The sequence below is a fragment of the Cyanobacteria bacterium FACHB-DQ100 genome, from assembly GCA_014695195.1.
In the GTDB taxonomy this organism is placed as follows: domain Bacteria; phylum Cyanobacteriota; class Cyanobacteriia; order Leptolyngbyales; family Leptolyngbyaceae; genus Leptolyngbya.
Genome location: JACJNW010000033.1, coordinates 1 through 23,453, shown reverse-complemented (window position 1 = coordinate 23,453; position 23,453 = coordinate 1). Strand labels below are relative to the sequence as shown.

Here is a 23,453-nt window from a genome sequence, read left to right as displayed (position 1 = left end):
TCAAAGCTTTACGCGCTCACTCGCACGCTAAAATATGGACGTTCTTTACAAGGATTCACTGTGGTAGAGCGACCCATTAAAAAGTCTGAGCGCCTCGCAAAAAGCGCCGAAGACGCAACTTCAGCATCACCCGATCAGTCCCCAACTGAGAGTTCCGCCGCTCTTCCAGACGGATTCAAGCCTTCGTCCGCACCCCGTCCCGCGAAGAAAGGCGATGCCCCCAGAGATGATGCTAAACCCGCCGAAAGAGAAAAGCGCGGCAAACGCAACGATCGCGGCAAGAAGTCCGACGACAAGAAGGATGCACCGCCGATCAATCCTGCCTTGATGCGAGGCCCCAGACCGCCGAAGCCCTCTGCGGCAAAACCTGAGCCTGAGATTCCAGCCGATGCAGAATCGTCTGAAGCTGAAACCGAGGCTTAGAGCGGGTCTTGAGCCGGAATGCCGATCGCTCTTGGAAATTCGGACGGCGTAGGGGACGTTTTACGCAGATACAGGCAGTGTCGAACCCCATGCGTCAACGGAGTTTCAAAGCGATCGCATTCTTCCACCACTCCGCCTAATTTTTTCACCGCTTGATCGAGGGCGATCGCTTCCTCTTCTGTCCATTGCCCCCGATACAGCACCGCTAATCCACCCGCTTTCAGCAAGGGTAAAGCATATTCCGCGCAGACCGAAGCAGCAGCCACAGCACGAATGGTTGCCACATCGTACTTCTCTCGATGTCCAGAAGATTGCCCAATTTGCTCAACGCGATCGATGATCGATCTCACATTGCTGAGTTGCAGGGCTTTCGTACTGTCTTGCAGAAAGGTCACTTTTTTGCGCGTCGAATCGAGCAGCGTGATTTGCCAGTCGGGACGAGCGATCGCCATCGGAATGCCCGGAAAGCCAGCCCCGGTGCCAATATCGATCGCGCTTAAATTTGCCTGGGTGGCTTTTGGAAACACGCCCCGCAGCGAATCCCACAAATGCTTCTCCCAAAAATCTGCTGGCTCGGTAATGCGAGTTAAATTCTGCTGCTGATTGCCTTTGATCACTAACTCATAAAACTGCTGAAACTGCGATCGCTGGAATTCACTCGGACTCCATTGGGTGGTCGATCGCCATAAATCCGTCATTTCTGGTAACGCTATTAACATCCAACCCGCTCCAACCGTCTAAGCTCTTCGGGTTTGACTTCTTTGAGTTCACCGTGACGCAGCGACCAGCAACGATCGGCAATCTCCAACATGTCGCCCGCATCATGCGACACAACCAGCAAACTCCAGTGTGTTTTCAGTTTTGCCAGCAGTTTCACAAGCTGCCGCCGAATCGACCAATCCAGCCCTGCGGTCGGTTCATCGAGTAAAAGAATGCTGGGTTGCCGAATCAACTGAACCGCTAATGCCAATCGTCGCTGCTGTCCACCACTGAGCGCATGAGGAGCCATCGAAAGCGGCAGATGATCTAAACTGACTTCGCGTAAGGCTTCGTGAATGCGATCGGAACTCAACTCCGGGTGCCCCAACCGCAACTCCTCTAAAATCGTGCCGCCGCAGAAATGCCGCTCTGGAAACTGAAACACCAATCCGCACAACTGCTGCATATTCAGAAAGTTTAATTCCTGCTCGCGCCAGAAGATTTCTCCGCTTGTATGTTCTGCGAGTCCTGCCAAAATCTCCAGCAGCGTACTTTTTCCAGAACCGCTCGGGCCTACGATTAAACTCAACTGCTGAGGCGCAACCTCGAGATTGACTGATTTTAGAATCGGCTCCGGAGTCGCAGTCGGATGATAGGACAAATCGCGCAAATACAGCATGAAGTCAAACCGTTAGGGCAATCCTCAGTTTAACCTGTGTTCATTCGGTCAGGTTGCCCACGTAGAAAGATGAGCGCGGAACTTGCGATCGCGTAAAATCGTCTCTCGAATCCGATGCGTCAAAACAAATCAAAGTTATGGTGAAGTGGCTGTCTGGTCGGCTGGCTCAGCAAGCGAGTACCGTCGCGCTGATGATTGGAATGCTCGCGAGTCCGTCGCTAGCGAAAGATCCGTTTAGAACAAGCAATTCGCGTCCGATTAGCGATCGTACTGAAGCCGCGTTTCGCGCCATCTTCGAGAAAGGCAATTACACAGAAGCGCAGAAATTACTGAATCAGTCGGATCAAAATGAGCCGCTCTCTTTTGCGCTCAAGGGTTTCATCACCTACATCAATTTCCAAGGTGAAGCTGACCCACAGCGTAAACAAGCCTTGCTCAACGATTTCAAAACCTACGCGACTCAAACTCGTACCGTTGCAGAGCAATTATCTAAAACTGATCCGCTACGGGGTAATCTCTATCAAGCCGCAGGCACAATTTTAGAAGGCGGATACATCGCCGCGACACAAGGAACCGTTCGCGGCATTCCTCAGATTTTGGGCAATCTTCAGCAAGCGTTTCGCTATCTCGATGCCGCAGAACGCATTGACCCCAAAGATCCCGAAGTCAATTTAATTAAAGGCTTGATCGATCTAACGCTGTCTACCAACCTAAATTTACCGTTATCGAGTCCGACCGAGGCGATCGCGCGGCTCGAACAAAACGCCCAGCCCCGCTATGTTGCCGATCGTGGGTTAGCCCTTGGATATCGAGATTTAAAACAGTTTGATCGTGCCCTGCAAGCCGTCGATCGAGCGTTGAGCAAAGCGCCGGATAACCCTGAGTTGAGCTACCTGAAGGCGCAAATTCTGGTGCGGAGTCAGCGACATAGCGACAGCATTCCTCTGTTTCAGAAAGCGCTGAGCAAGAAAGATCAACTCCCAGTCGCAACCGTTCAACAGATTCAAAGAGAATTGCGCGGCGCACAACAGCGGACAAACGGACGATAAAATAGAAGTCAGGCAACTTTTACCATCTGCCTGACTTTTTTTATGCGTATTGAGTTTCGAGAGTTTGATCCGTTTAACGTTTGGTTTTGGATTGAGTTTAATACTGTGCCTTCTGAGATGGAGAAGCAGTATGTTGAAGAAGTGTTTAGCTCCTGGTTTTTCCTCGGTAAGCTAGGCGGCTTTAATGCGGAAAATCTGCAAGTGCAAGACATGGGGCTAGAGATTAGCCATATGGAGTATGACGAAAGCATCGCAGGCGACAGCATGATGGCAGTGATGCACAATATGAGTGACTTCGAGTATGAAAGCAACTGGGGACGCTGCTGGTTTGATTTGGGAACCAGTGATGCGATCGCGATCGACATTCTGGTCAATTCACTGCAACAGTTGAGCAAGGATTTTGTGACGATCGATTCCCTAATCATCGGCGGCGAGAACGAAGATTGGCGCGTTCCGGGAAGCGCTGAACCCGGTTTCGTGATGGATAATCAGCGAAATTAGCGATCGGTATGGAAGAATACCTCGCATCTACCGAGATCATTGACTGGCAACATCCGGAAATCCTGAGGCTGAGCAAGACGATCGCAGCACAGCATCAAACTCCCAAAGCCGTTGCAAAAGCTTGCTTTGAGTGGGTTCGAGATCAGATTCGGCACAGCTACGACTATCGGATGAATCCTGTCACCTGTCGAGCTTCTGATGTCCTGTTGCACAAAACCGGATATTGCTACGCCAAAAGCCATCTTTTAGCAGCATTGCTACGATCGCATGGCATTCCAGCCGGATTCTGCTATCAGCGATTGAGCATCGATGACAAAGGTGCGCCTTACTGCTTGCACGGATTCAATGCAGTTTATCTGTCAGGAGTTGGCTGGTATCGTGTGGATGCTAGGGGAAATCGAGAAGGCGTGGATGCCCAGTTCACACCCCCTCAAGAAAAATTAGCGTTCAAAACTCAGCTGGATGAAGAAGCAGACTTTCAAGCAATACTTCCAGAGCCGTTGCAAGTTGTTGTAGACGCTCTGCAATCTCAAAGCACTTGGGACAAAATGCTGTGTTATCTTCCAGATATTTCTTTGGAAGATGCGGAAAAGTTCGGTTTACTTAAGTAGCAACTGATCCAGCTTGGAAAACGCGCCCGATCACTTCTTCGATCGGCGGATCAGTCACGGTTAAATCCGCGACTTGCAACTCCGCGAGAATTTTCGCGATCGTCTGCGTCAAATCTTCCTGCTGCACCAAAAATCGAACCGATTGCTTCTCGACTTCCCGAACATACCCGTATGCCGAGAGTTCAGCCTCAGTGTAGGTGTGATTGAATTCGACTTTGACTTCACGGCAGGGAGAGAACCGATCCACCAGTCCAGCAAGACTGCCATCATAAATAAGCTGCCCATGGTGGATCATCAAAACTCGTTCACATAAAGCAGTGATATCTGCCATGTAATGACTCGTAAGTAAGACAGTGGCACGATAGCGATCGTTATACTCCTTCAAAAATTCACGCACCGCAACTTGGGCATTCACATCCAGCCCTAAAGTCGGCTCATCGAGAAACAAAACTTGTGGCTGATGCAGTAATGCGGCGAGTAATTCCGCTTTCATTCGTTCACCCAGCGAGAGTTTACGAACAGGTTGATTTAATTTGCCATGCAGCGAGAGCATTTCTGACAATTCACCAATTCGGGTTTGCAAGGTGCGATCGCTAATTCCATAAACGGCTGCATTAATTTTGAGCGAGTCAGCCGCAGGCAGATCCCAAATCAACTGCTGCTTTTGTCCCATCACCAGCGTAATTTTTTTCAAGAAAGCCGATCGTCGCTCAAACGGAACGTGTCCCGCAACGGTGACTTTTCCTGAAGATGGATGAATCAATCCGGTTAGCATTTTTAGCGTTGTCGTCTTCCCGGCTCCATTCGCACCGAGAAATCCCACCACTTCGCCGGGTTCGATTTGGAATGAAACATCTTGTACCGCCTTGACTTGGCGATAGGTGCGCTTGAAAAAATGCGTTACTGTTCCCTTGAACCCTGCTTCCTTGATAGCGACAGGATAAATTTTAGTGAGGCGATCGACGGTAATGGTAGACATGAGGGACGAAGAATGAAGAGTTGAATCTTAAGAGATTCTTGCTATTTCAATTCTAGAGATTAATTCAGCTCATCTCGATCACACATCTGCCCGAAGAAATTTTGCATTGTGTGGCTGATTCTGGAGTATAAGATCCCACAGTGTTTACGCAAATCGTCGCAGGCAATGTCTAAGTCAGTTCCGGGCTGGGTTTATCTTTCCGTCGTCACGAATATTGTTTTGGGTACAACGTTAGGATTGTGGTTTCTGGGCGATCGCTATTTCACCGAAACGCTGCTGAATCCTCCGTCTTCACGCACTTCAATGGCTGCCAAAGCCGTGGAAAAACCCGAAATCGTCGCGCAAGCTGCCTCTATGTCATCGGGTCGATCCCTGACTTATCAAGATTGGGTCGATTTGCTGGAGAAAGAAGCCAAAGCGACGATTAAAAGAAAGCCCGATCGCTTAATCGTGCTGGCAGGCGATTCACTTACACTTTGGTTTCCTCAAGAGCTGCTTCCAACCGATTACACTTGGCTAAATCAAGGAATTTCTGGTGAGACTTCAACCGGACTGGCGAAGCGATTAGATCTATTTGCTCAAGCGAAGCCCAAAACTATCTTTGTCATGGTCGGTGTCAATGATCTGCTCAGAGGTCGATCGGAGGAAGAGGTTTTAGAAGCTCAGGAAGACATTATTAAACAGTTAAAGAAATCGCACCCGAAATCGACGATCGTCATGCAGTCGCTCCTTCCTCGCGCCAAAGATTCGATCACCGCAGCCAATGCAACCCAAGTAGAAGCGCTCTCGAACGATCGCATTTATCAATTTAATCGTCGCCTTGCTCAGTTAGCGAAGCAAACTCGCGTGGAATTTCTCAATCTGCAACCGCTTTTCTCTGACAATGAAGGATTCTTACGCTCAGAGCTAACAACCGATGGACTGCACCTAAGTACGCAGGGCTATTTGGTGTGGCGATCGGCAATTCAGACCTTTAATCAATTTGCATACCGTTAACGCGTTCTCACCTTCTTTTAAAGTCGCTAAGCAGTTTATGATCAAAAACGTAGGCGTATCGGAAGGCGGACATGGATACCAAGGCGTTTAAGCTATCGCTCAATCATTCTGAGAACTATCACCGCAAAGGATTCGGACATGGTGCGGAAGTCGCAACCGCGATGCAGTCTGAATATCAAAGCGATTTGATTCAGGAAATTCGCGATCGGGCTTATACGCTGAAACGGGGCGATGTCACGATTCGATTAGCGCAGGCATTCGGCTTTTGTTGGGGCGTTGAACGGGCAGTCGCGATGGCTTACGAAACCCGTCAGCATTTTCCAACTGAGCGAATTTGGATCACTAACGAGATCATTCACAATCCCTCGGTCAATCAGCGCTTGCGCGAGATGAATGTCCTGTTTATTCCGGTCATCAACGGGCAGAAGGATTTTTCCGAAATCGCAAAAGGCGATGTGGTAATTTTGCCTGCGTTCGGTGCGAGTGTTCAAGAAATGCAGCTTCTTAACGATCGCGGCTGTACGATCGTTGATACGACTTGCCCTTGGGTTTCAAAAGTCTGGAACACCGTTGAGAAGCACAAAAAGCGGGCTTATACCTCGATTATTCACGGCAAATACAATCACGAAGAAACTCTAGCAACGAGTTCGTTTGCAGGTAAGTATCTGATTGTGCTGAATCTGGCTGAAGCCCAATATGTTGCGGACTATATTCTGAACGGCGGCGATCGTGACGCATTCCTAGCAAAATTCAGCAAAGCTTGTTCGGCTGGATTTGACCCCGATCAGGATTTAGCTCAAATTGGCATTGCCAACCAAACCACGATGCTCAAAGGCGAAACTGAGCAAATTGGTAAATTGTTTGAACATACGATGCTGAAGAAATATCCGCCGAATGAATTGAATGAGCATTTTCTCAGCTTCAACACCATTTGCGATGCAACCCAAGAGCGCCAAGATGCAATGTTCGATCTAGTGAAAGAGAAGATCGACCTCATGATTGTGATTGGTGGGTATAACTCCTCGAATACAACGCATCTGCAAGAAATTGCGATCGATTACAAGATTCCCTCGTATCACATTGATAGCGTCGAGCGGATTAAGTCCCGGACTGAGATCGAACACAAGCCATTACATCAGGACTTGACGATCGCAGAAAATTGGCTCCCCAGTGGCGAGATTGTCGTCGGCATTACCTCTGGAGCCTCAACCCCCGATAAAGTGGTCGCAGACATTATCGAGCGAATCTTTGAACTCAAAGCGGTTGTGCTTGCATGAAGCGCTTGATTTGGGTCTTGATTTGGCTTTTAAGCTTCTGGTGGGCGAGTCCGGTCTGGGCGGGTGCCTTGTCCGATCGCGTTTCCGCATTTCCCGATTGGCACAATAAACCGCCCGTTGATCGTGCTACCGGAGATCTAATCTATCCCAACTGGATTGCTGGAACTTGGCACGTTAAAAGTACACTAATCGATCTCGTTGCGCCACTCGCTCCCGAAATTGTCACGCCTGGGTTTGAGAGTAATCGCACTTATGTAAATCAGCCGATCGAGTTCGATGTTCGATTTACAAAACAGAAAGAAGTCACTGCCGATCGCGCATTCAATGGCTTGAATATTGCAAAAGCCTATCTGGGCGATCGTGCGGTTCTCTCGGTCAAAGTTGATCCTGATTCTCCCAACAAACAAATCACAATTCTAAGGGACGATCGCATTTTGACTTCCACCATTACAGGCAGAGCGAGCGAAACCCTCACACCTGATCAATTCATTACGAGCGAACTGTTTCAGCAAGTCTTTCGAGGAACGGCGCAACCTTATTTGAATCAGGTTGAAACCACAACCGCGTATAAATACTTAAACAATCAAACTTCTGCGATTGTTGCTGATCAAATCACAGCAATCTATCTATCACCGCAAGATCCCGATTACTTCAAAGCTAGAAATACGCCTATTGCGCTATATCGTTACCGTCTAGAATTCTCACCTTTGGGCGAATCCGTTTCCACAAATTCCTAATTAAACTCAAATAAATCGAAATTCTGCTGCGATTGTTACAGATAATAACCACTCGGTGTCAAAGTAAACTTTGATTTCTTAAACTAGAAAGACAAGAGAGACTTTGCTATTCTCACGATAGATAAGCGGATGGGCTGTCAACCCGTACAGCAATTGGAATTCTTCTGACCCTTTTCACGAAAAGTCCGTTGCGAGAGCAAAACTCGCTGTTAAACGAATTGCGGCTTTCTCATAAATTCTAGAACCGCGTGCAAAATTCAAGCTGTCGAGCACCGACAGCTCCTTTTTAGCCCTCAATTTTTGAACCCACTTGATTTCGGACTCAGTATGAATCACTATTGCGAACAATGGATTGCGGATTGGTGTCAGACGAACGGCTGGACAGATTGGTTTAGAGAACAATCGAGTTATTGGGCGTTTCCTCCAAACTCTGTGATGCCTGTGCCAATTCCAACAACGGTTTTACATACGATCAAAGCCGAGAAAGGTCTGAGCAACGATGAGCGCGTCTGGAGTTTAGGCGCGATCGCGGGAACTGGAATCGCTGCTGCATTGGGATTTGCGGTCGCCTCTCCGATGCCTTTAGTAATGGCGTTCGTTGGCTGCGCAATTGTGTTTGCTCAATTAGACTCTGAAGAAGCTTAGAGTGTTCCTCAATTGAATCGAAAATGAATCGAAAAAGGTGGAAGTTGAATGGCTTCCACCTTTTTACATATTTACCGACCCGCGAGTTGATTCAATCGGACACGATCGAGCAGCTTAACCTTGCTGCCCTCAATTTCAATCAAGCCTTCTCGACCGAGTTTGGCAAACATTCGGGAAAGCGTTTCAGGAATGGTGCCGAGTCTCGCCGCCAATTGTCCTTTGGGGAGATCAAGATCGACAAGATCAGCCTTGTTCGCTTGCTCACTCAAATCAAGCAAATAACTGGCAAGTCGTGCTGGAACTTCTCGCAATGCCAAATTATCGACAAGATGCGAAAACATCCGCAGATGACGCGCAAAACTTTTCAATAGATTGATCGCCAGCGTCGGGCGCTGTTCTAGTAATTGCAGAAAAGCCTGACGTGGAAAGAATAAAACATCTGTCTTTTCAAGGGTTGCGGCTGAGGCAGGAAAACATTCCCCATCTAATGCTGGCACTTCAGCAAAATGATCCCCCTTACCGAAGATGTGCAGGATTTGTTCTTTGCCCTCGGCAGATAGCTTAAACACTTTGACACGACCCGATTGCACAATAAAAAATCCGCTTCCTTCGTCTCCTTGGTGAAACAGAATTTCACCTTTTTTATAGGATTGCGCGATCGAGCAACCTGCAAGTTCAGCTAATTGCTCTGCTGGTAATCCCTGAAAAATCATCGTTTGACTCAGGAATTCAAGTAAGGAAGAGTTCATGAAATTGAGCTTTTCTCTTGAGTCTAGCTGATGGTTCTTTTTGTCGGGAAAGTGGAAGAGAAGCTAAAGATTGCTGCCTTAGCTTGATTTCTTGATCTAAGTCAAAGTGTTCGCCACTTAGCTTGCCTGGAGTACAGGAAGATTATTAGAAGAGCAGATGATGTTTTGCGAACAATGCGAACAGACAGCAAGCAGCCAAGGATGTCATCGCTTGTTAGACATTGGACAATGTAATGATGCTTACTCTGCGATTCAAATTGCGATCGCGCTTGCGAATGCGTTCAAGGTCGATGTGAATCAATTACCGCTCTCGATGATTCTGTCTTGGTACGAGCAAAAGCGGTAGCGGTCTTACTCACCCTACTGCATTTTGGAATTCAAGATATTCGCTTAGGCCCAACTCTGCCAGTGTTCCTCTCGCCAAATGCGTTGAAGTTGCTTTCGGATAATTATCGTCTAAAAGCAATTACGACTCCGGCTGCAGACTTAGCGGCTTGTCTGGGTCAAGGCTAGAGAACAGATGCGATCGTGCTTTAGACTGAAGGCACGATCGCGCTTCCCAAAGAAAATTAAACCCTGTCGATTTTCCCCGAAATCACGAATTAGAACTCGTTCGCTGTATCTGATAGCCCGATCGTCATATCTTCTAACCCCGAAACCACGACAGTGATAGCTGTCGTGGCGAATGCAAATTCATTCTTCGTGAAAACCGCAGCATTCGTGACCACAACTATCCCTGTCGTTACGAATGAGGTTGTTGTCGCAACGAACAAGCTTATTTTTTCAGCAACAATACTGAGCTTTGTCAGAAGCTATATACCTTAGGAGAACGATCGCACTACAGCACTAATCATCTACCACTTGCGCTGCAACTTCCACCGCTTCCACATCGATCGTGCCCGAAGGAGTCATCCGCTTAAACTTGCCTTTTTCCGCCTGCAACGGTTCACCACAGTTAGAACACTGCATCTGCGCCTGATTAAATCCGGTCAACTCTGCACCACACACCGGACAATCCGCCTGCACGATATTTCTTCTCACCCACCACTGAAACACGAAGATCCCAACGATCGGCGCAACGATCAATAGCACCAACACAAATAGAAATGATTTCACCAACCAGCCCAGACCCACTGCGCTCAATAGAAGTGCGAATCCAATGAACGTCAGCAGTCGTCCAAATCCGTTAATGCCGAGTTGTAGGTTATACAGTTGATTCTGATTCACAGCAGTGTCCTCTATTGGAGCGATCGATGCTTTCTCTATTGGAACAGATTTCGCCAAACCTTTAGGGCGGCTTCCTCGACTGTCAAAAGATCTGATTCCCGTATGTGTAAAATGCCCCTGTATGCAGCTTATTCTTGAATCATAGATGATTCACCAAAAGGCTGATTAAAATGCTGCAAAGTGTAACGGGTGGGAACCTTCAGACAGTATTAGTTGCGGGTGCAAGTCGCGGTGTAGGGCGTGAAATTGCTCGACTGCTCCAGCCGAATTTTACCGTAATTGCCTTGTTACGTTCTGATGCCGCCGTGACTGAACTTGAAGCGTTAGGCATTGAAACTACGATCGGCGATGCGATGAATCCTGAGCAACTCGAAGCAGCCTTTGCAAATCGCCAAATCGATGCCGTGATTAGTACGATCGGCGGATTACCCGCAGAAGGAAAACGCGCTGATTTTGAAGGCAATCGAAATCTAGTTGATGCAGCAGTCAAAGCAGGCGTGAAAAAGTTTGTGTTAGTGACTTCAATCGGTAGCGGTGAAAGTGTAGTTGCTTTACCGCCTCGCGCTCTTGAAGCATTGGGAGCCGTTTTAAAGGAAAAAGAGAAAGCAGAACAGCATTTAATCGAGAGTGGTTTAACTTATACGATCGTCCGTCCCGGTGGTTTGAAATCAGAACCGCCAACCGGAACCGGATTTCTAACCGAAGATCCGAAAATTTCTGGCTCAATTCATCGAGCAGATGTGGCTGAATTAGTATGCCGTTGTCTGATAAGCGATCGCGCCGATGGAAAAATTCTCTCTGCGCTCGATCGCAATCAGTTATTCACCCCAACCGAAATCACAGAATTCACCCCTTAAATCGACCAATCCAGCCGAGCGCCATTCCGCCATCGAGAACCAACCGAGCGATCGCAAATAGCAAAATACTTTCAACGGCAAAGCTGACGATCGAAACCCAACTACTTTGAGTTGCAATCCCCAGTTCAACCTGCGCCAATCCCCGCACTAATCCAAAAGCTAGAACCGCGCCCGATTTGAGGTGTGAGTTTTGGTCTTCCCGAATAATGTAGCGGTACGTCACTCCAAACAAAAATCCTGCAAACAGAACGATCGCCCCACTGACCCAATAATTCATCACTGGGCTGGCATATCGACTCGCTAAGAAATCATTAAACAGAGCAATTAGCGGAAAAATTAGCGTTACCGAACCCGCCGAAAGCACTCCCGCTTTAAGCGACTCCACCCGTTCTTCCCAACTCAATCTCAGGTGCTGCATAACTCCTCTAGATCCTAGCCCCTAACCCCTTTTGCCTTATTATTAGATGTATCACCCTTTGTACCGATCGCTTTCATTATGGATATTTTGTCACTAGGCTGGGTCGCGCTTTTATCCGTTTTCACCTTTTCGATCGCAATGGTCGTTTGGGGTCGGAACGGCTTCTAGCATTGAATTTTCGCCCGTAGCCTAACCGCTATGGGCAGCAATATTTTCATTTTCTGAAATCACCGTGGAATTCACAGTTTTTAACACACTGGTACTCGTCGCGTTTGGCCTTCTCCTTACCGTGACTGGGGGAGTTATTTACTTAACGCTGGCGGACTGGCGCGATCGTCGTCGCCGCGAACAAGAAAAACTCTCTACCAAATCCACCAAACGCCGCTAATCAAAAGGCTCCAGGGTATTGACCTTGGAGCCTTTTAGATAGATTCACCGCTTTAAACTTGTTATTCAACTCGACTCATCGTGAAGCCGGAAGCGAGTTCTTCACCGTAACCTTCTTCACCATGTTCGTTCACATCCACGCCTTGATATTCAGCATCAGGTTGAACCCGTAGCGTTCCAAAGACTGCTTGTAGCCCTTTCAGAATTACATATGTACCGATCGCAGCAAGTACATAGGAAATTGCAACTGCTTGAATCTGCGTGATTAACTGGCCTGGATTGCCATACAGCAGCCCATCTGCTCCTGCCGCGTTCACTGTTTTCGTTGCAAAGACTCCAGCTAAAACCGCGCCTACCGTTCCGCCAACCCCGTGAACCGGAAACGTATCGAGCGAGTCATCAAACTGAAGTTTCGCCTTCAAACTTACGGCAAAGAAACAAGCCGTCGCGGTAATTGCTCCAATCAGAATTGCTGCAACTGGGGTTACAAATCCTGCTGCCGGAGTGATGCCGACCAATCCTGCAACTGCACCGGTTGCAATTCCGACTGCGGTCGGTTTTCCACGCAGCACCCACTCCAAAATGACCCAGGCCAAACCCCCCGCCGATGCCGATGTTGTCGTCGCGACAAAGGCAACTGTCGCCAATGCGCCAGAAGCTAAAGCACTTCCACCGTTGAAGCCAAACCAACCAAACCACAGCAATCCAGCACCCAACAGAATGTAAGGTACGTTATGTGGTGCAGCAGGCTGATTCGGAAACGTTTTTCGAGGGCCCAACACCCAAGCTGCCACGAGCGCAGACACACCTGAACTGATGTGAACCACCGTTCCACCTGCAAAGTCCAATGCACCCATGCCGCCGTACAGTCCTAAAAATCCACCTTTTGCCCAAACCATGTGAGCAAAAATCGGATAGAGAATGCTCGACCACAGCACGATAAACCAGAAGTAAGCCTTAAAGCTCATTCGCTCAACGATCGCACCCGAAATCAGCGCGGGTGTAATAATCGCGAACATTGCCTGATAAATCATGAACAACTGATGCGGAATTGTCGCAGCATACGAAACCACGGCATCTGGCTGGCTACCTTGTAAATATCCAGTTGTTTCCAACCCAACACCGTTCAAGAACAACCACTGCAAACCGCCGATAAACGGAGTTCCCGGTGCAAATGAGAGGCTATAGCCCCACAGAATCCAGGACACGCCCACAATTCCCATGAGAATGAAGCTCATCATCATCGTATTGAGGACGTTGCGCGATCGGACAAATCCACCATAGAAAAACGCTAATCCCGGAGTCATCAGCAGCACTAGCGCGGCTGACACTAACATAAACGCCGTATCGCCTTGAATAATTGCCTGATCCGCCGCTTTCTGAGCAGATTCAGCCGTTGCCGGCTCGGCAAGGGCACTACCTACAAATGGAAGAACTGATAGCGCTAAGACTGCTAGCGCCAACCACATTGTTTTTTTCAACACTGACTTTTGACCCTTTAACGCTAAATGAAGAGGGGAGTTAATCTCTCAGATTCGTCAACTCAATTGAAAAATCTGATGAATAGTATAGAATTGCACCAGTTTCATGACTGCAGTTTTGTAGCCATGAATACAAATTTGCTTTCGTAGATCTTACAAAAAAGCGTTTTGCTACTGATAGACCGTCGATATCATTGCTAAGGCAGACGTTTATTGAAAGAATCTATGAAGTTCCTAAATTTCAATTCTGCTTCCAACAATCCGAAAAAAAGAACACTCCTGAAAATCTCAGGAGTGTTTTGCGAGTGATGAAATTAGAGGAAATCGATCAGCTTATTGATACTTCGTCGCTGCATCCGAGGCATTGCTAGGATAGCTGCTCGCTGCACCGAAAGAACTTTCTTTCGCAAATCCAGCATAGGCTTCCATTCCATGCTCACCGATATCCAATCCTTCAAGCTCTTCTTCAGCAGTTACACGAATTCCAAGCGTAGACTTCAGCAGAATCCAGAAAATACTGGAGACCAGAACTGTGAAGCCAGCAACGGAAATCGTTCCCAGGAACTGAATCCAAAGCTGATTCAATCCACCGCCGAACAGCAAACCTGCTGTGGGACCAGCAGCATACAGTGCGCCAGGTTGATCGCTAGGACCCACTGCAAATAGACCGAGTGCTAGAGTTCCCCAAATACCATTGACCAAGTGAACTGCGATCGCACCCACCGGATCATCGATCTTCAACTTGTCGAGGTATCCAACCGCGAACACCACCAAAATTCCACCGATCGCACCGATAATCGCTGCCGAAGGAACGGTGATGAAGGCACAAGATGCAGTCACTGCAACCAAACCAGCCAGTAGACCGTTGATCACCATCGATAAATCAGGCTTACCGAGAACTGCCCAAGCGACGAGCGTGGCTGCGATCGCACCAAATGCACCGCCCGTATTTGTGGTCAATGCAATGTGACCAATCAGAGAGCCATTACCCACGCTCATGGTCGAACCAGGGTTAAATCCGAACCAACCGAGCCAGAGAATCAATGCGCCCAAGGTGGCAATACTCATGTTGTGAGGCGGGATTGCATTGGCAGAGCCATCAGCATTGTATTTGCCAATTCTTGCACCTAAGAATGCAGCCCCCATCAGAGCCGCCCAACCGCCAACGGCGTGAACCACAGTCGAACCTGCGAAATCGAAGAATCCGAGCTTGTACAGCCAGCCGCCGCCCCAGATCCAGTGGCCTGTAATCGGGTAAGCGATTCCAACCAACAACAAGCTAAAGATCAAAAAGTCGACAAACTTAATCCGCTCAGCCACTGCACCAGAGACGATCGTTGCTGCGGTTCCAGCAAACACTAATTGGAAGAAGAATTTTGCTGCCAGAGGAACGCCTGCCCAGTTCAAGGCGGAGAAAACTCCTTTGTAATCAGCCGTCATCGCAGGGCTGTTGTCAGCACCCGTGAGGAAAAATCCGCCGCTTGTGCCGAGATAACCATTTCCGTCACTAAACATCAAGCCGAACCCGATCGCCCAAAATGCGACGGTCGAGAGGGCAAAGACGATTAGGTTCTTCGCCAAAACGTTGACTGCGTTCTTTTGGCGGCACATTCCGGTTTCCAACATACAGAAACCTGCGTTCATAAAGAACACCAGGAAGCCCGCAATCATCACCCACATCGTATCGAGACCGATTTTCAGCTCAGCGTTTGCAGCAGCAACGCTTTCGAGGGTGGGTGGGGTTTGGGCAACAGCCGCGTAGCTCCAGAGTCCAACGATCGCGACCGTGAGTGGAATTGACATTTGCCAACTTGGAGCAAGCTGGCTGACGGTGCGAACCAGTGCCTCCCAAGATTTCAACAGTGCAGGCTTTTTCCTGCGAATTTGCATTTTTTGCTTCAACGATGCTCTTGACACCATGACAGAAGATTTCCTAGATGAATGCGACAAAGCCGAAATCGGCGACAACTAAACAAAGCGTGGAATGACCCATCTTGCTCAGCAGAAGAACCCCTAAAGTTGGAGATGTAATTCCCGAATCCCAGAACTCTTCAAATTCAGCACTGACAGACTTGCAATGAATGAGCCAGTTTTTCGATGTCTGTCTACAGCCGAAGTGAAGTTAGATTCCAATTGTGTAGACCTGAGACAGACGGTATACCCAAAGGCGTAGATCCTTGAGATATTGTCAAATCTCGTTGATTAGGTACGTTCAATCTGTATCGGAAATCACAAAATGCTGCTGAAATTATCTGAATCGCACTCTAGCTACCGTTATTTTTGCTTTGGGTCAGAGCTGAACCCTACTTGAATTTGCTATTGAAAGAATATGCGTGTATAGTATTTTTGTATTAAATTGCTTCGTCTCCTTGAGTAATTCGCCTGGCTCATCGTGCTTTTGCGCTTGAGTTAGGCGATTTTTTTAGCTTCAGACCGAATTAACTACGCTAGAGTAGAGATTATGAGTGAGAAGAATGAAGCCATTAAAATCGTTAGTGATAACCGTCAAGCGAGGTTTCAGTACGAAATTCTGGAAACCTACGAGACGGGAATTGAGCTTGCGGGAACTGAGGTGAAGTCGATCCGTGAAGGTCGGGTCAACTTACGAGACGGGTTCGCGCTTGTTCGTAATGGCGAAGTTTTTCTACATAACGTTCATATTTCACCGCACAAAACGGCGAGCCAGGTTTTTAACCATGATCCTGTTCGCACTCGCAAGCTATTATTGCGGCGCGACGAAATCCGTAAGCTGGTTGGAAAGGTAGAGCAGCAAGGGTTAACGCTGGTTCCACTGAAGATGTACTTGAAACGGGGCTGGGTCAAAGTGGATCTAGCACTGGTTCGGGGTAAGAAGCTGTATGACAAGCGGGAAGACTCTAAGCGGCGTGACGATCAGCGTGATATGCAGCGAGCGATGAAGAATCGATAGCCTAAGTTTCTACTTGCGATCGTGCCTCACCCGCAAAACATTAACTAATTCACAGGGTCGATCCTGAGTACAAATCAACTCGATCGTGAATCAGAGCGATAGAATCGTTAAGGACTATTTCTGCGCCCTCCGAATGCCAAAGCGTGTTAGCCAATCTAAAAGCTCTGATTCTCCGGTATTAAGTCCTGATTCAGGAGCCGAAATCGAATCGAACGGATTGAAAAATCCTGCAAGAAAAATCGTTTCGCTGAACTCGATTCGGGTTCGAGGTGCACGTCAGCATAATTTGAAGAACGTCGATCTAGAACTACCCCGCGATCGTCTAATTGTCTTTACCGGAGTTTCAGGATCAGGGAAATCTTCTCTAGCGTTTGACACAATTTTTGCAGAAGGGCAGCGGCGCTATGTGGAGTCGCTGAGTGCCTATGCTCGGCAGTTTTTAGGACAAGTGGATAAGCCCGATGTTGATGCGATCGAAGGCTTAAGTCCGGCAATTTCGATCGATCAAAAATCGACTTCGCATAATCCGCGATCGACCGTTGGAACGGTAACTGAAATCTACGATTACTTACGATTGCTCTACGGTCGCGCAGGTACGCCGCACTGCCCGATTTGCGATCGTTCCATTGCCCCTCAAACGATCGATCAAATGGTCGATCGAATCATGGAGCTACCGGATCGAGCCCGCTTTCAAGTTCTCGCACCTGTGGTTCGAGGGAAGAAAGGAACGCATCGTAAGCTAATTTCGGGACTTGCAGCAGAAGGTTTTGTGCGAGTTCGGATCGATGGCGAAGTAAGAGAGTTAAGCGACTCGATCGAGCTAGATAAAAACCAGTTGCATACGATCGAAGTTGTGGTCGATCGCTTGGTAAAAAAAGACGATATTCAAGAACGCCTCAGCGATTCGTTAACCACCTGCTTGAAGCGATCGGGTGGAATTGCCGTAGTTGATTTGATGCGTGATGAAAATTCTGAAGATCAGCCTTCAGAACTTGTTTTTTCCGAGAATTTCGCCTGTCCAGAACACGGGGCAGTGATGGAGGAACTTTCTCCCCGCTTATTCTCGTTCAACTCACCCTATGGGGCGTGCCCAAACTGTCATGGGATTGGCAGCCATCGAACTTTCTCACCCGAACTGATTATTCCGAATCCGAATCTTCCGGTTTATGCATCGATCGCACCCTGGTCAGACAAAGATAATACTTATTACTTATCGCTGATTTGCAGCGTTGCCGAAGCTTACGGCTTTGATATTCAAACCCCCTGGAGTCAACTCACTCCAGAGCAGCAGCACGTCATGCTGTATGGTTCCAAAGATCCGATTTGGATCGAAGTCGATTCGCGCTATCGAGAAAACAAAGGCTATCACCGTCGATATGAAGGCGCGATTCCGTTGCTCGATCGCCAATATCAAGAAGCCAATTCTGACCTGTACAAGCAGAAATTAGAGCAATACTTGATTGATCAAGCCTGTGATGTTTGTGGCGGAAAACGCTTAAAACCGGAATCTCTTGCCGTTCGTTTAGGGCAATATCGAATTCATCAGTTTACGGGCGTTTCGATTCGAGAATGCTTGGATCGAGTTGAGAACTTAGAACTGAGCGATCGTCAAGCTCAAATCGGCGATCTTGTCCTGCGAGAAATCAAAGCGAGATTGCAGTTTCTTCTGGATGTGGGATTGGACTATTTGACCCTCGATCGTACCGCGATGACGCTTTCTGGCGGTGAAGCTCAGCGCATTCGACTGGCCACCCAAATTGGCGCAGGTCTCACAGGCGTTCTGTACGTTCTAGATGAACCAAGCATCGGGCTACACCAGCGCGATAACACCCGATTGCTCAATACGTTGACTAAACTGCGGGATCTTGGAAATACGCTAATCGTGGTTGAACACGACGAAGAAACCATTCGTGCTGCTGATCATTTAGTCGATATTGGCCCAGGCGCGGGTGTACATGGTGGGCGAATTGTTGCCCAAGGTGATTTTGAAACCCTCTTGAATTCAGAAGAATCGCTAACAGGTGCCTATCTGTCTGGTCGGCGATCGATTCAAACACCCGCCGAACGGCGAGAAGGCAATGGTCGATCGCTCTTGATCCGCAGCGCCAACCGTAACAACCTCAAAAATGTCAATGTTGAAATCCCGCTCGGCAGATTGGTTTGCGTCACAGGCGTTTCGGGTTCTGGTAAATCTACGCTAATCAACGAATTGCTTTATCCCGCCATTCAGCATCACTTTGGGCAAAAGGTTCCTCAACCCAAAGAAATGCAGCCCGTCAAAGGGCTCGATGCCCTGGATAAAGCGATCGTCATCGATCAATCCCCAATTGGACGCACTCCGAGATCGAATCCCGCGACCTATACGGGTGTTTTTGATGTGGTTCGCGATGTGTTTGCCGAAACGATCGAGGCGAAAGCTAGAGGCTATAAGCCTGGTCAATTCTCCTTCAATGTCAAAGGCGGACGCTGTGAAGCCTGCAGCGGTCAGGGCGTGAATGTGATCGAGATGAACTTTTTACCGGATGTGTATGTGCAATGTGACGTATGCAAAGGGGCACGGTACAACCGAGAAACCTTGCAGGTGAAATTCAAAGGAAAATCGATCGCCGATGTCCTAAGTATGACCGTTGAAGAAGGAGCGGAATTCTTCAAGAACATTCCCCAAGCCGCGAATCGCCTGCAAACTTTAGTCGATGTAGGCCTGGGCTATATGCGTTTGGGACAAACCGCTCCGACTTTATCGGGTGGAGAAGCGCAGCGCGTCAAACTTGCCACCGAGCTTTCTCGCCGCGCCACCGGAAAAACACTCTATCTAATTGATGAACCCACCACAGGTTTATCGTTCTACGATGTTCACAAACTTCTGGATGTGATTCAGCGATTAGTCGATAAGGGTAATTCGGTTTTGGTGATCGAACACAATTTAGATGTAATTCGGTGCTCAGATTGGATTGTTGATTTAGGACCTGAAGGCGGCGATCGTGGCGGCGAAATTGTTGCAGTTGGGACACCAGAAGAAATAGTCAAAAATTCCCGTTCTTACACGGGTCAGTACCTTCAACAAGTTCTACAACAATATCCCGCAGGATCATGATCGAAACTTGGACGCACGATCGCATTCACGTCAATGGAATTAACCTACATTACGTCACTCAAGGACAGGGGGATTTAATCTTATTTCTGCACGGTTTTCCTGAGTTTTGGTATTCGTGGCGGCATCAAATCCCAGAGTTCGCCAAAGATCATAAAGTAGTTGCAATTGATCTGCGAGGCTACAACGATAGCGATAAACCCACGGCAAAAGCAGCCTACAAAATGTCTGAATTCGTCGCAGACGTAAAAGGTGTAATCGAAGGATTGGGATACGATCGCTGCACGTTAGTTGGACATGACTGGGGAGGGGCGATCGCCTGGAATTTTGCTTACACTTATCCGAACTTGCTCAATCAGTTAATCATCTTGAATCTCCCCCACCCAGCTAAATTTGCTCAGGGATTAACAACGCCGCAACAGCTTCTAAAAAGCTCGTATATCTTCTTCTTTCAGCTCCCCATTTTGCCCGAACTTTTAATTCAGCTAGACGACTATAAAGCGTTAGAAAATGCGTTTCTAGGAATGGCAGTGAATAAGAATGCATTTAGTCAAGCAGATCTCGATCGCTATAAAGACGCAATGGCAAAACGAGGTGCTCTGACTTCAGCAATTAATTACTATCGCAACGCATTTCAGTCTGGAATCGTTGGAAAGAATTGGGGCATTCTAGACGTACCAACCCTAATGATTTGGGGAGAAAAAGATACAGCCCTAGGCAAAGAGTTGACTTATGGAACCGAGCAATACGTGAGAGATTTTCAAATTCGCTATATTCCAAACTGTAGCCACTGGGTGCAACAGGAGCAGCCGGAGTTAGTCAATCAATATATCCGCGAATTTATTTAAACAAAAAACCGGATCTAAGAAGCTAGATCCGGTTTTTATATTTTTAATAGGTTTCCTATCTAGAAGCAGTAAGGAGCGGTTCGCTTTCCTCAACTGAGCTTTCGATAATCTCAAACACTTCTTCCATTCCGGTAAGTTCCAGCAACATTCTGACGCGCTCGTTGATAGAGCGTAAGAGCATCGGTTTATTTGCTTCCCGCGATCGCTTAAACACAATCACTAAAGCCATTAAACCAGGACTGCTCATAAACTCAACGTTGGCAAAGTCAACAAGCACAACGGCTGCATCCGAATGAATTGCAAGCTCGGCATGTTCGTGAAACTGTGCAATCGCCGCGTCATCTAGCGTTTCTGGGAACTGAATCGTTCTAGTTGATAATTCCATACCCCACAACCTGATTACTAACTAATTACTAAACGATGATAGAAAGGCAAATCCCAGCTAAATAGACGCTAGGCGCAAGAGAATACTACAAAATGTAATTTACGGTCTCATTAATGTAGCGTTCGATTTCTGCTCTTACCTCTATCTCAGGATGTAGCTAAAAGTTACTAGCTCACGATCTAGATCGTCATCGCTCTTGCCACCTAACTTTACAGTGAGTTAGGGGAAACGATCGTAGTGATGAATACGATTTCTAAATTGATGAAAATTTTCCTATTTCTGTCTTATTGAAATCTACAACTCACTACTTTTGAATTGCGGCTTTTCTATCAAATTGCCCTCGATTTGACGTAATCTACGCAATTAAAATTACTCGAATCTGAATAAATTGAGAATACTCTCTATCTCCACCCAAGGAAGGAAACGTTTTATCTCCATAGGCGGACAGCTAATAGCAAATCAACCACTACTATAAGAAATATGAAGCGTTTGGAATTTTAGATATGCAAACTCCTCCCAGTACGACTGATTTACCTATCTCGACTGCCTACAATGGAAAAGATCGCAACGCCTTTCTTTTCGGCTGGACACCCCAAGCCGAGCTATGGAATGGTCGGTTTGCAATGATTGGTTTTCTCGCATACCTTCTTTGGGATTTAGCTGGTTATAGTGTTGTGCGCGACTTGCTGCACCTGGTTGGCTAATAATAATCAGAATAAAAATCTGGGTGTAAAGGGCAACAGCCTTTACACCCAGATTTGTGTTTTCCAAGCCTAAAGCGCTGCATCTTTGAGAATAAGGTACAGCGCTTTGTTGCCTTTAAAGCGATAGACTATCCAACCTGTCCGATCGCTTTGTTGACATCCGTTGGCTTTTCAAATTCCTCATCAGGCAGATCGTTTAGAAGCGCTTTTAACTCTTCATCTGCACCATTTTTCTCTGCGTGTTTGATCACATCTTCTTTAGTCGCTGGGTAGTCGAGTCCCTTGAGATGCTTCTGTACTTCGATCGGGTTCACCTTTGCCATAGCTATTCTCCAAATCCGCCTTGACCCTGAAAGAATAGCGTTGATTTACTCATAAAACTTCGTTCTAGGGTTTCGTCTCAATCTCTACCTGCTGTATGAGGCAAAACAAAAGCCCTGCCAAATGGACAGGGCTTAACATGAGGCTTACTAAACTGAGCCAAATATACGATTGAAGCAAAAGGCATCGCGTTGAATTACAAGCGATGCTCTCAGCCCAGACTAGAACGTGAAGGTCGTTCTAATGGTTCCGATCACAATGTCATCATTGTTTTCGTTTTGTCCTGGATTCACAATCCAGATCACACCCGGAGTAATCGAGATGTTGTCGTTCAGTTGGTACTTGTAGAATCCTTCAAAGTGCAGAGGAATATCATTCCGTAAACCGCCACCTGGATTACCCACGTAAGGCTCTACACCAGCCACAAATCCCAGCAGATTGCCTTTCTTACCGAAATCAGGGAACGCCAAGCCTGCTCCATATGTCCAGATGTCTTTCTCGCCCTGACCATCATCCACAAAATTTGCATTGATGTAGGAACCAAAAGCGTTCAGCACGATGTTGGGGCTGAGCTTGAAGGCGATCGAAGCACCATAAGCGTTAACTTGCGAAGCGCCTGACCCCAGAATGTTGCGGTTGGCGAGCGAGGTACCAGAAGAAGCCAGTGCCGAACCGCCGTCAAAAATTGCACCTTGACGGTAAGCGTTAACATAGGTTAACCCGATTTGCAGTGCATCACTCGCGTTAAAGGTTAACTGAGCCAGAGCACTATAGCTTCCATTGAAAAGACCAGCTCTTGATGCGGGATTATTTGCACCAAAGGTTACTTGGCTTCCAGTCGAGTTATCAGCTAGGTAACCTGCGCTGACTTGGAAGGTGTTGTTGAGGTTGAAGGTTGCACCGATACCACTACCACCACCAATCAAGTAGATTGGGTTGCGCTGAGCAAAGACGGAAAGCGGACCTGTACCACCATCAGCCGCATCTAAAGCAGGGCTGATCGTCGGAGCGTAGTCATAGTGAAGACCGCTCACTGCCGGAACGTAGAATCTCAGGTTTTCGCCAACTGGGAAGTAGTAAGCAACCCAGTCAATGAATGCTTGGTTGCCGCCCGTGTTGCCAAAATTGAAGGTTTGAATACCTTCAGCGCCACTGCCTGCAGGCGCTGCAAATAAGTTCGCATTACCAGCCGCAATCCGGGTAACGAGCAAGTCTTTCCCGGTAAAGCTGGTGTTGAGCGCTAAACGGACTCGGTTTTGGAACACCGTATTGTTTCCACCCGTTCCACGAACGCCAAACTCATCGGTGATCGCGAAGATGCCTTCACCCGCAAGCTTGGTTGTGGTCGAGAACTGCTGCTTCTCTAAGGTCGTGGTGCGTGCTTCGAGTGCATCCACTCGTCCTCGCAGTGTGGCTAACTCTGCCGCAAACTGCTCTTGCAGCTTTTGCAGCGTTGCCAA

Annotated in this window: 26 protein-coding genes and 1 pseudogene; 16 read left to right on the top strand and 11 right to left on the bottom strand. The window is 47.7% G+C overall.

Annotated elements, in window-relative coordinates:
* Positions 1-60: 60 nt before the first annotated feature.
* Positions 61-423, top strand: coding sequence for a hypothetical protein (locus H6F51_18740; protein ID MBD1824508.1), 363 nt, complete (start codon positions 61-63; stop codon positions 421-423).
* On the opposite strand, the gene rsmG is transcribed toward H6F51_18740, so the two are convergent.
* Positions 420-1,142 carry a 16S rRNA (guanine(527)-N(7))-methyltransferase RsmG gene (rsmG, locus tag H6F51_18735; GenBank protein ID MBD1824507.1) on the bottom strand — a complete coding sequence of 241 codons (723 nt, stop codon included), beginning with the start codon at positions 1,140-1,142 and terminating at the stop codon, positions 420-422. The genes H6F51_18740 and rsmG overlap by 4 nt on opposite strands.
* Positions 1,136-1,801: an energy-coupling factor ABC transporter ATP-binding protein gene (locus tag H6F51_18730; protein MBD1824506.1), complete on the bottom strand. Its 666-nt coding sequence runs from the start codon at positions 1,799-1,801 to the stop codon at positions 1,136-1,138. The genes rsmG and H6F51_18730 overlap by 7 nt, the downstream gene beginning before the upstream one ends.
* 137 nt (positions 1,802-1,938) lie before the next feature.
* Between H6F51_18730 and H6F51_18725 the strand changes: the two genes are divergently transcribed.
* From H6F51_18725 to H6F51_18715, 3 genes are read left to right on the top strand one after another with little or no spacing between them, the layout of a single operon-like run.
* Entirely contained in the window at positions 1,939-2,850 is a 912-nt protein-coding gene (locus tag H6F51_18725) for a tetratricopeptide repeat protein (GenBank protein MBD1824505.1), read from the top strand.
* A 42-nt stretch (positions 2,851-2,892) separates the two neighbouring features.
* Positions 2,893-3,351, top strand: coding sequence for a DUF3531 family protein (locus H6F51_18720; protein MBD1824504.1), 459 nt, complete (start codon positions 2,893-2,895; stop codon positions 3,349-3,351).
* 8 nt (positions 3,352-3,359) lie between these two features.
* Entirely contained in the window at positions 3,360-3,962 is a 603-nt protein-coding gene (locus H6F51_18715) for a transglutaminase family protein (GenBank protein MBD1824503.1), read from the top strand.
* On the opposite strand, the gene H6F51_18710 is transcribed toward H6F51_18715, so the two are convergent.
* Positions 3,955-4,941: an ATP-binding cassette domain-containing protein gene (locus H6F51_18710; GenBank protein ID MBD1824502.1), complete on the bottom strand. Its 987-nt coding sequence runs from the start codon at positions 4,939-4,941 to the stop codon at positions 3,955-3,957. The two genes, H6F51_18715 and H6F51_18710, sit on opposite strands and share 8 nt — an antisense overlap.
* A gap of 165 nt (positions 4,942-5,106) precedes the next feature.
* Between H6F51_18710 and H6F51_18705 the strand changes: the two genes are divergently transcribed.
* From H6F51_18705 to H6F51_18690, 4 genes are all read left to right on the top strand, one after another.
* On the top strand, positions 5,107-5,937 hold the full coding sequence (locus H6F51_18705; protein ID MBD1824501.1) for a lysophospholipase: 831 nt from the start codon (positions 5,107-5,109) through the stop codon (positions 5,935-5,937).
* Positions 5,938-6,008: 71 nt separating this feature from the next.
* A complete protein-coding gene (locus H6F51_18700) occupies positions 6,009-7,214 on the top strand; it encodes a 4-hydroxy-3-methylbut-2-enyl diphosphate reductase (protein ID MBD1824500.1) in 1,206 nt (401 codons plus the stop codon).
* On the top strand, positions 7,211-7,951 hold the full coding sequence (locus tag H6F51_18695) for a hypothetical protein (GenBank protein ID MBD1824499.1): 741 nt from the start codon (positions 7,211-7,213) through the stop codon (positions 7,949-7,951). Before H6F51_18700 ends, H6F51_18695 begins: the two co-directional genes overlap by 4 nt.
* Before the next feature lie 327 nt (positions 7,952-8,278).
* Positions 8,279-8,596, top strand: coding sequence for a hypothetical protein (locus H6F51_18690; protein MBD1824498.1), 318 nt, complete (start codon positions 8,279-8,281; stop codon positions 8,594-8,596).
* A 71-nt stretch (positions 8,597-8,667) separates the two neighbouring features.
* Here H6F51_18690 and H6F51_18685 read toward each other — a convergent pair whose 3' ends face one another.
* A complete protein-coding gene (locus H6F51_18685) occupies positions 8,668-9,345 on the bottom strand; it encodes a Crp/Fnr family transcriptional regulator (protein MBD1824497.1) in 678 nt (225 codons plus the stop codon).
* 208 nt (positions 9,346-9,553) lie between these two features.
* Between H6F51_18685 and H6F51_18680 the strand changes: the two are divergent.
* Positions 9,554-9,858: pseudogene (locus tag H6F51_18680) on the top strand (hydroxylamine reductase).
* 333 nt (positions 9,859-10,191) lie between these two features.
* Here the strand turns inward: H6F51_18680 and H6F51_18675 are convergent.
* On the bottom strand, positions 10,192-10,572 hold the full coding sequence (locus H6F51_18675; GenBank protein MBD1824496.1) for a hypothetical protein: 381 nt from the start codon (positions 10,570-10,572) through the stop codon (positions 10,192-10,194).
* A 170-nt stretch (positions 10,573-10,742) separates the two neighbouring features.
* On the opposite strand from H6F51_18675, the gene H6F51_18670 reads away from it, so the two are divergent.
* A complete protein-coding gene (locus H6F51_18670) occupies positions 10,743-11,429 on the top strand; it encodes an SDR family oxidoreductase (protein MBD1824495.1) in 687 nt (228 codons plus the stop codon).
* Here H6F51_18670 and H6F51_18665 read toward each other — a convergent pair.
* Entirely contained in the window at positions 11,419-11,847 is a 429-nt protein-coding gene (locus tag H6F51_18665; GenBank protein MBD1824494.1) for a hypothetical protein, read from the bottom strand. The genes H6F51_18670 and H6F51_18665 overlap by 11 nt on opposite strands.
* Before the next feature lie 78 nt (positions 11,848-11,925).
* Between H6F51_18665 and petN the strand changes: the two genes are divergently transcribed.
* Positions 11,926-12,015 carry a cytochrome b6-f complex subunit PetN gene (gene petN, locus H6F51_18660; protein ID MBD1824493.1) on the top strand — a complete coding sequence of 30 codons (90 nt, stop codon included), beginning with the start codon at positions 11,926-11,928 and terminating at the stop codon, positions 12,013-12,015.
* Between the two features lie 64 nt (positions 12,016-12,079).
* Positions 12,080-12,235: a hypothetical protein gene (locus H6F51_18655; GenBank protein ID MBD1824492.1), complete on the top strand. Its 156-nt coding sequence runs from the start codon at positions 12,080-12,082 to the stop codon at positions 12,233-12,235.
* A gap of 61 nt (positions 12,236-12,296) precedes the next feature.
* Here H6F51_18655 and H6F51_18650 read toward each other — a convergent pair whose 3' ends face one another.
* A complete protein-coding gene (locus H6F51_18650) occupies positions 12,297-13,703 on the bottom strand; it encodes an ammonium transporter (protein MBD1824491.1) in 1,407 nt (468 codons plus the stop codon).
* Positions 13,704-14,048: 345 nt separating this feature from the next.
* Entirely contained in the window at positions 14,049-15,635 is a 1,587-nt protein-coding gene (locus H6F51_18645) for an ammonium transporter (GenBank protein MBD1824490.1), read from the bottom strand.
* Positions 15,636-16,176: 541 nt separating this feature from the next.
* Between H6F51_18645 and smpB the strand changes: the two genes are divergently transcribed.
* The 3 genes from smpB to H6F51_18630 all read left to right on the top strand — a co-directional run bounded on the left by smpB (position 16,177) and on the right by H6F51_18630 (position 20,583).
* On the top strand, positions 16,177-16,644 hold the full coding sequence (smpB, locus tag H6F51_18640; protein ID MBD1824489.1) for an SsrA-binding protein SmpB: 468 nt from the start codon (positions 16,177-16,179) through the stop codon (positions 16,642-16,644).
* Between the two features lie 133 nt (positions 16,645-16,777).
* Positions 16,778-19,738 carry an excinuclease ABC subunit UvrA gene (uvrA, locus tag H6F51_18635; protein MBD1824488.1) on the top strand — a complete coding sequence of 987 codons (2,961 nt, stop codon included), beginning with the start codon at positions 16,778-16,780 and terminating at the stop codon, positions 19,736-19,738.
* A complete protein-coding gene (locus H6F51_18630; GenBank protein ID MBD1824487.1) occupies positions 19,735-20,583 on the top strand; it encodes an alpha/beta hydrolase in 849 nt (282 codons plus the stop codon). Before uvrA ends, H6F51_18630 begins: the two co-directional genes overlap by 4 nt.
* A 55-nt stretch (positions 20,584-20,638) precedes the next feature.
* Here H6F51_18630 and H6F51_18625 read toward each other — a convergent pair whose 3' ends face one another.
* Positions 20,639-20,968: an STAS domain-containing protein gene (locus H6F51_18625; protein MBD1824486.1), complete on the bottom strand. Its 330-nt coding sequence runs from the start codon at positions 20,966-20,968 to the stop codon at positions 20,639-20,641.
* A 503-nt stretch (positions 20,969-21,471) separates the two neighbouring features.
* Here H6F51_18625 and H6F51_18620 point away from each other — a divergent pair.
* Entirely contained in the window at positions 21,472-21,672 is a 201-nt protein-coding gene (locus H6F51_18620; GenBank protein ID MBD1824485.1) for a high light inducible protein, read from the top strand.
* Between the two features lie 128 nt (positions 21,673-21,800).
* Here the strand turns inward: H6F51_18620 and H6F51_18615 are convergent, their stop codons facing one another.
* Together H6F51_18615 and H6F51_18610 are read right to left on the bottom strand one after the other, a co-directional pair.
* Complete coding sequence (locus tag H6F51_18615) at positions 21,801-21,995, bottom strand: DUF2795 domain-containing protein (protein MBD1824484.1); 195 nt, start codon at positions 21,993-21,995, stop codon at positions 21,801-21,803.
* Between the two features lie 219 nt (positions 21,996-22,214).
* Positions 22,215-23,453: carbohydrate porin (locus tag H6F51_18610; GenBank protein MBD1824483.1), on the bottom strand; the 1,239-nt coding region annotated here is incomplete at its 5' end.